This is a genomic window from Oleiphilus sp. HI0123 (assembly GCF_001635315.1).
In genome coordinates this window covers 1-6,207 of the sequence record NZ_LWGE01000659.1, presented here as the reverse complement: position 1 = coordinate 6,207, position 6,207 = coordinate 1, and the positions used below count along the sequence as shown (strand labels likewise).

General features: G+C 44.5%; 5 protein-coding genes. All 5 read left to right on the top strand.

Going from position 1 to position 6,207, the window contains the following annotated elements; all coding sequences use genetic code 11:
* On the top strand, positions 1-546 hold a 546-nt coding region (locus A3761_RS05965; RefSeq protein WP_304439593.1), incomplete at its 5' end, for a potassium transporter TrkG.
* Between the two features lie 110 nt (positions 547-656).
* The gene (locus A3761_RS05960; protein WP_068553882.1) at positions 657-4,175 is read left to right on the top strand and encodes a response regulator; all 3,519 of its coding nucleotides are present in this window, start codon (positions 657-659) and stop codon (positions 4,173-4,175) included.
* 62 nt (positions 4,176-4,237) lie between these two features.
* Entirely contained in the window at positions 4,238-4,582 is a 345-nt protein-coding gene (locus tag A3761_RS05955) for a DUF2956 domain-containing protein (protein WP_068512841.1), read from the top strand.
* Positions 4,583-4,852: 270 nt separating this feature from the next.
* Positions 4,853-5,863 carry an SGNH/GDSL hydrolase family protein gene (locus A3761_RS05950; protein ID WP_068553884.1) on the top strand — a complete coding sequence of 337 codons (1,011 nt, stop codon included), beginning with the start codon at positions 4,853-4,855 and terminating at the stop codon, positions 5,861-5,863.
* Positions 5,864-6,046: 183 nt separating this feature from the next.
* Positions 6,047-6,207 (top strand): glutathione S-transferase N-terminal domain-containing protein (locus A3761_RS25530; protein WP_197472872.1); only part of this gene is annotated, 161 nt, incomplete at its 3' end.

Here is a 6,207-nt window from a genome sequence, read left to right as displayed (position 1 = left end):
GACTCTATGATTCGAGGCGCCTTTGAAGTTGTTTCCATCGCAACAACCACTGGCTTTGCTACAGCAGACTTCACAGCCTGGCCATTCGTACTGCCCTTCCTCTTATTCGTTGTTGCCTTTGTTGGCGGCTGTGCAGGCTCAACCGGCGGTGGCATGAAGGCGATTCGAATCTTACTCATCTACAAGCAAGGCTTGAGAGAAATCCAACGTCTAATTCATCCCAACGCCATTATTCCAGTAAAACTTGGCAAAAAGCCGGTTCCCGACCGTGTGATTGAAGCTGTTTGGGGCTTCTTTTCGGTTTACTTGTTCGTCTTCGTTATTTTGCTCTTAATGTTACTGGCAACGGGCTTGGACCAAGTCACTGCCTGGTCAGCTGTCGGTGCCAGTATTAACAATTTAGGCCCAGGCTTAGGTGATGTCGCACAACACTACGGCGACATTCCCGATACCGCTAAGTGGGTTCTATGCTTTGCCATGCTAATGGGCCGCCTAGAGATCTTCACTTTATTGATATTGTTTACCCCTGCTTTCTGGCGAAATTAAGGCCCTTATTAAAAACCGAGAAAATACCAATAAAGCAGACGAGTGCACTGACATAGCGGCCAATAAACCTTATGATTGATCAATAATAAAAATATAAGTGGCTGTCAGACATGCTTAAGCTCTCGTGCTTAAATACACTCTTTCTCATTTTTTTCCTATTTTTAGCCGGTGTATCTTCTGCATTGCAGGCCGAAAGTAATACGGCTCAAGCAAGCACGAATAAACTCCTTGTTATCGACCTGCGAGACAAAGATTGGTCTAGCAAACAATCTTTTAGCCTTGACGGCTATTGGAATACTTACTGGAACCGCTTCATTCCACCTCAGGACATCTACAAGACAGAAGAAAGCCCCATTAAATTTCCCGTTCCCGGTGTTTGGAATAAAAACCCCTATCGCTTTGTCGAGAATCAACGCGTTGACACAATGAAGGGTGAGCACATTCAAGAACAGCAGGTAATCTATCCTCCTCTGGGTCTTGCAACGTATCATGCAAAAGTTCTGGTGCCACAGAATTTGGAGCCTATCTATCTCTATATTCCTGACATGCCAAGCGCCTACAAGCTTTACATCAACGGCAATCTTAGCGCCCAAAACGGTAAGCCCGGTTATTATCAGAGCACTGAAACGCCTGAGTTTAGACCCAGAGTAATCAAACTCACCAATCATGCTAGCGAACTAGATATCGTGATTCATCTGTCTAATCACCATTATCGCGAGGGCGGCATATGGTTTAGTCTACGCATGACGGGCGAGGCCGGCCGTTTCAATATGGAGTATCGTCCGATCATATCGGCAGTCTTCTTTGGCTCAATTCTAATTGCAATCGGCCTGTATAATTTTTCATTATTCGCCTTCCGCTCAAAAGAGGTTAGCGCTCTATACTTTGGTCTATTGTGCTTGGCTGTGGGCTTCAGGCGCTTAATGATTGATGAGCGGGTTCTGCACTTATTTGACTGGTTCAGCTGGGCAAGCCTCCAACGCCTTGAGCATTTAAGTTTTTACCTGACGCTTCCTTTCTTTATGGGCTTCTTTAGCGCCTTATACCGGAAATATATCCCGGCCTTTACCATGAGAGTCTCATGGGTGCTAATCACCCCCTTTGTCTTTATCTGCCTGGCATTCGAGAACCGAATATACACCGAGTTGAATGTGGCATTTCAGGTACTGGTATTAATTAGCGTCACCTTTGCAATGGCTATGTACTTAAAAGTTGTTCAAGCAGGTGGAAAACGGGTTAAAGCTTTTGGCGCCAGTTTACTTATTTTGGCGCTTACCGTTATTCATGATGTACTCAAAGCCAATGGTATTTTCGGCACACCTTTTAATGTCGCACATTTTGGCGTACTGGCTTTTGTTATCTCCCAGTCCATCGCCCTTCAACGGAACTATCTGAAGAACCTAGACTTAGTAGAGGCGATGTCGAAGCAACTAAAAAGTCGAAATAAAGAACTTATCGAAATGGATGCCTTCAAAGATGAGTTTTTGGCCACTACCTCTCACGAACTACGAACGCCTTTACAAGGTATCTCGGGGCTAGCAAAAGTATTAATCGAAAGTGATCAGCAGAGCTTAAGTCCAGACCAAAAAAACAAGATTGAGCTTATCTCTAACACCTCGCAGCGCTTGAATATCCTGGTGAACGACATTCTTGATTTTTCGAGTATCAAACATGGAAAGCTAAAACTGAATATCGCTCCCATAGATCTTCAGTCTATATCAGAGTTAGTACTTACCACCATGAAACCTCTTCTGGATAAGAAGCCTATTGAGTTAAAAGCAGAGATTTCACCTAAGGTTAGAAACTTAAATGCAGATGAGTTTCGCGTGCAGCAAATATTGATCAATATACTAGGCAATGCCGTCAAATATACCGAACAAGGCAAAATCACACTAAGCGCTTACCAGGTAGGAGAAGAAGTATTAATTAAGATCTCTGATACAGGTGTCGGTATCCCTGAAGAGAAACTACACAGCCTGTTTCGTCCCTTCGAGCAAGTCCATGTTGAAGGTCACCCTTCAGCAAGCGGAACCGGGCTCGGCCTAGCCATCAGTAAACAGCTTGTTGAATTGCACGGCGGTTCCCTAACGATTAAAAGCCAGGCCAATCAAGGCACAGATGTCACCCTATCCTTACCCGCTGGTTTGGTCAGCAATCAGGAAGCCAATAAGCAATTAGCTGAAACCGCTCTACCAGCCACTCAAGCACCTATTATCACTAAGGAAACTCAGGTTTCTACCAGCGAAACCTCTGCAAAACTACCCGATTTATCGTTTGAAGGCGGTAGCGAAGAAATGACTCCGCTGATATTTATCGTCGACGATGAACCCGTAAACCTGGAGCTGGTTTCCAGCCTGATGTCACAACAAGGTTATCGATATGAAGTCTTCCCGGATGGAATTAGCGCTCTAGCCAGGCTCAACCAACAAGTACCTGACCTGATATTACTCGACTTTATGATGCCAAAAATGAGCGGCATTGAAGTCTGCACCCTGGTTCGGAAGCAGTTCGACAGCTATGAACTCCCCATCATCATGCTGACAGCACGGCATCAAATATCCGATATTGTCAGCGCCCTGAGCCAAGGTGCCAATGATTACCTCATCAAGCCCTATCATAATAAAGAACTAATCGCCCGCGTAGAAAGTCAGCTAAGCGTAAGAAGGTGCTGGATCGCGAACCAGGAAAACCAGAAGCTTCGCAACGAGATCGCTAAACGAGAAGCCCTGGAAGAAGAGTTATCCGAACTTAATTCGAAGTTGCTTAACGTTCTGGATATTAGTGAAGAACTTATTATCGTCATCAACGAGCAACTCAATATTGCTTACACGAATGATAGAGCGCTACAAGAATTTAGCCACAAACTTGGTGAATCATCCGAGTCCAGCCTACTAGGGCGCCCCATTAGCGACTTCGTTTTGCCAGAGCTACTCTCTCAACTGGAGAAAGCGTTAGTCGAAAAGCCCGATTCGGCCTACTCAATAGACTTGATGAGTGAACCCGGCGAGCAGGCTGTATGGCACGCTTCCATCAAATACGTTAACGAGTCCGGTCAACCTTATTTAGCCTTGGTTATCGACCAAAGAGAACTGTCGCCAGAACAGGTTGAAGGTAAGCCTTTACAGACTGATAATGCCCTGGCAGCACTAACTCATGAGCTGAGCGAAAGTCGGCGTAAAATCAATGAAATTGAAGGGGCACTAAGGCATGTTCTCATTGATCCTGATCATGCGGGAGAGCAAATCAGTGAACAAATAGGCGATACAGACTCAGTTCAATATATAGACTCTCCTCCAGCTCTTGAACACGATGATAAAACCGAATTTGATGGCAAAGAGCTTATTGTCGAACTGTTGAGGAACTCACTAAATATTTGGGAGCGCTCAACAAATAAGACAAAGGTTGACCTGGCAGAGCAAAGTCGCTGCTGGCGTGTATACGTGGACGGCACCACGGTTAAAACTCGAACCTTTGACAAGTACCTGAGCGCTCGTACTATCCCTGATAGGCCCAGGTGGCGAGCCGTAGTGCGCACGGCAAACTTCGTTTTGGCTAACTGCGACTTGAATGAACAAGATACACAGGAACTATCTGAACTAACCAGGCGTGTTGAAGACAACTATTCATAGGCTAGATCACTTGCAATCAATTCCCTCATCAGCTCACCCCCAAATAGAACCAAGGAAGTAAAATGGCAAAATATGATAAGCGGCACTCAAAAGGAAGCGAGCGGACGCTGGAAGAAGCTAATAAGCTGGCAAAAGCGAACCAACGCCCAGGCCAAACGAAAGAACAAACAAAAATCATTGCCCAGGGTATTCAAAAAGGGATTGAGCAGTATAAAAAACAGCACAAAGCCAAAAGCCGAGAGCTCGACAAGCAATTAAAAGCTGCAGAAAAAGCCAAACAGATGGCAAGCAGTAGTGAAGAAAAACAGCTTGAAGAGCATGTTCAGCCACCTAAAGCACAGACGTGGTTACCCTGGTCTTTACTCGTTTTATCATGGGTTTTGTTTGCAATATTCCAAGTAATATAAGAACTCATCTCGATGAAATTTGATTAGTTTTGAACCAAGTCTCACTGAAAACTCTGAATTTAACCTAAGTTACCTAAATTACCCTTCTTTGCCACAGCTTCGTAATCCTCTTTTTTATATGGTTTAAATCACTTACTTGTCATTGCTTTGGAGGAGTCCCCCAAAAAAGTCAGACAAGAAAGAACCTGAAAAAGAATAGTTCTTTAAGAACATATAAAACACTTACATACATGAAAAAAACAAAATTAAGAAAATTAACGGAGTCGATTGATGAAAAGCCTGAAATTGAAGTTGGTGACACTGACGTCACTACTTGTTGCTGCATTCGCGGTTAATGCGAACGGCTACAGTAATGTATACGTATTTGGCGATAGCCTTTCTGATAATGGTAACCTTAATGCCATTGCACCAGACCAAACCTATGGTGAACGTTTCACCAATGGCCCTGTAGCGGTAGAATTCGTTGCAGCAGCACTAGGTCATACCCTAACACCATCGCTACACTTAGCGGGTGGTTATACTGGTAACAACTTTGCTATTGCTGGTGCAAAAGCAGTTGACGAAGATGGTGATGAATCTACACCGGACATCAACCTACCTACCCAGGTTAATGCTTTCCTACAAATCAATGCAGGTGTTGCTCCTTCAGACGCGCTATACATCGTATTAATCGGTGGCAATGACATTCGTGCAGCACGTGAAATTCGCTCAGGAGCAGTTTTCGCTTCTACAGCTCAAGAGCGTCAGGCTATTCGTCAGGCAGCTAATGCTTCATTGAAAGCAGCTGTTGAATCTGAAATTGCTCAAATCGAAAAATTGATCGCTTCTGGTGCTCAGCACATTCTAGTATCTAATGCTCCAGATATCGGCGCGATCCCCGAAACTGATTTGGTTGTTGCTGGCTTACTTGCAAACACTCAAACGACTCGCCAAGAGCGCAAAGCGAACCGCCTTGTACGAGTTACTACTAAGCTTTCAGCTAAGTTCAATCGCAAGCTGGATCGTAAATTGGCTCGTCTTGAGCATCAAACAGGTGTCGATTTTATCGAGTACGACCTATTCAGCTTCTTGACTGATCAAGTCGACAACGCTGAAGACTATGGCTACACCAATACTGACGACGCATGTGCTTACATGCTATCTCAAGGTGGTGCACTTCACCCTGAGTGTGATGGTTACGTAACAGCTACTGGCTTCTTGTTCTATGATGAAATTCACCCAACTACGCAAGCTCACCAAGCTGCAGGTATTGAAATCGTTCAAACTCTATTGGCTCAATAAAACAAATTTGAGCCTCCCTACCAGACACACCCAAAACGATAACTAATAAAGCAGTACTAACTCTAAGAGGGCCTCGGCCCTCTTTTTTTATTCCAGTCGATAACACCTGTACAACTTAGAACTTCAATTGCTTTTAGTTAAAGCAAATGGAATCATGCCTGTTTTCAAAACACGGTTGCGCCCATGCCTTCGACAATTCTATACACCTTCAGACGCTGCCCTTATGCCATGAGAGCACGGTTGGCCCTGACTCTTAGCCAGGAAAAGATTCAGATAAGGGAAATTGTCTTACGAAATAAGCCAGCGACAATGCTGCATTATTCTCCGAAAGGTACCGTTCCGGT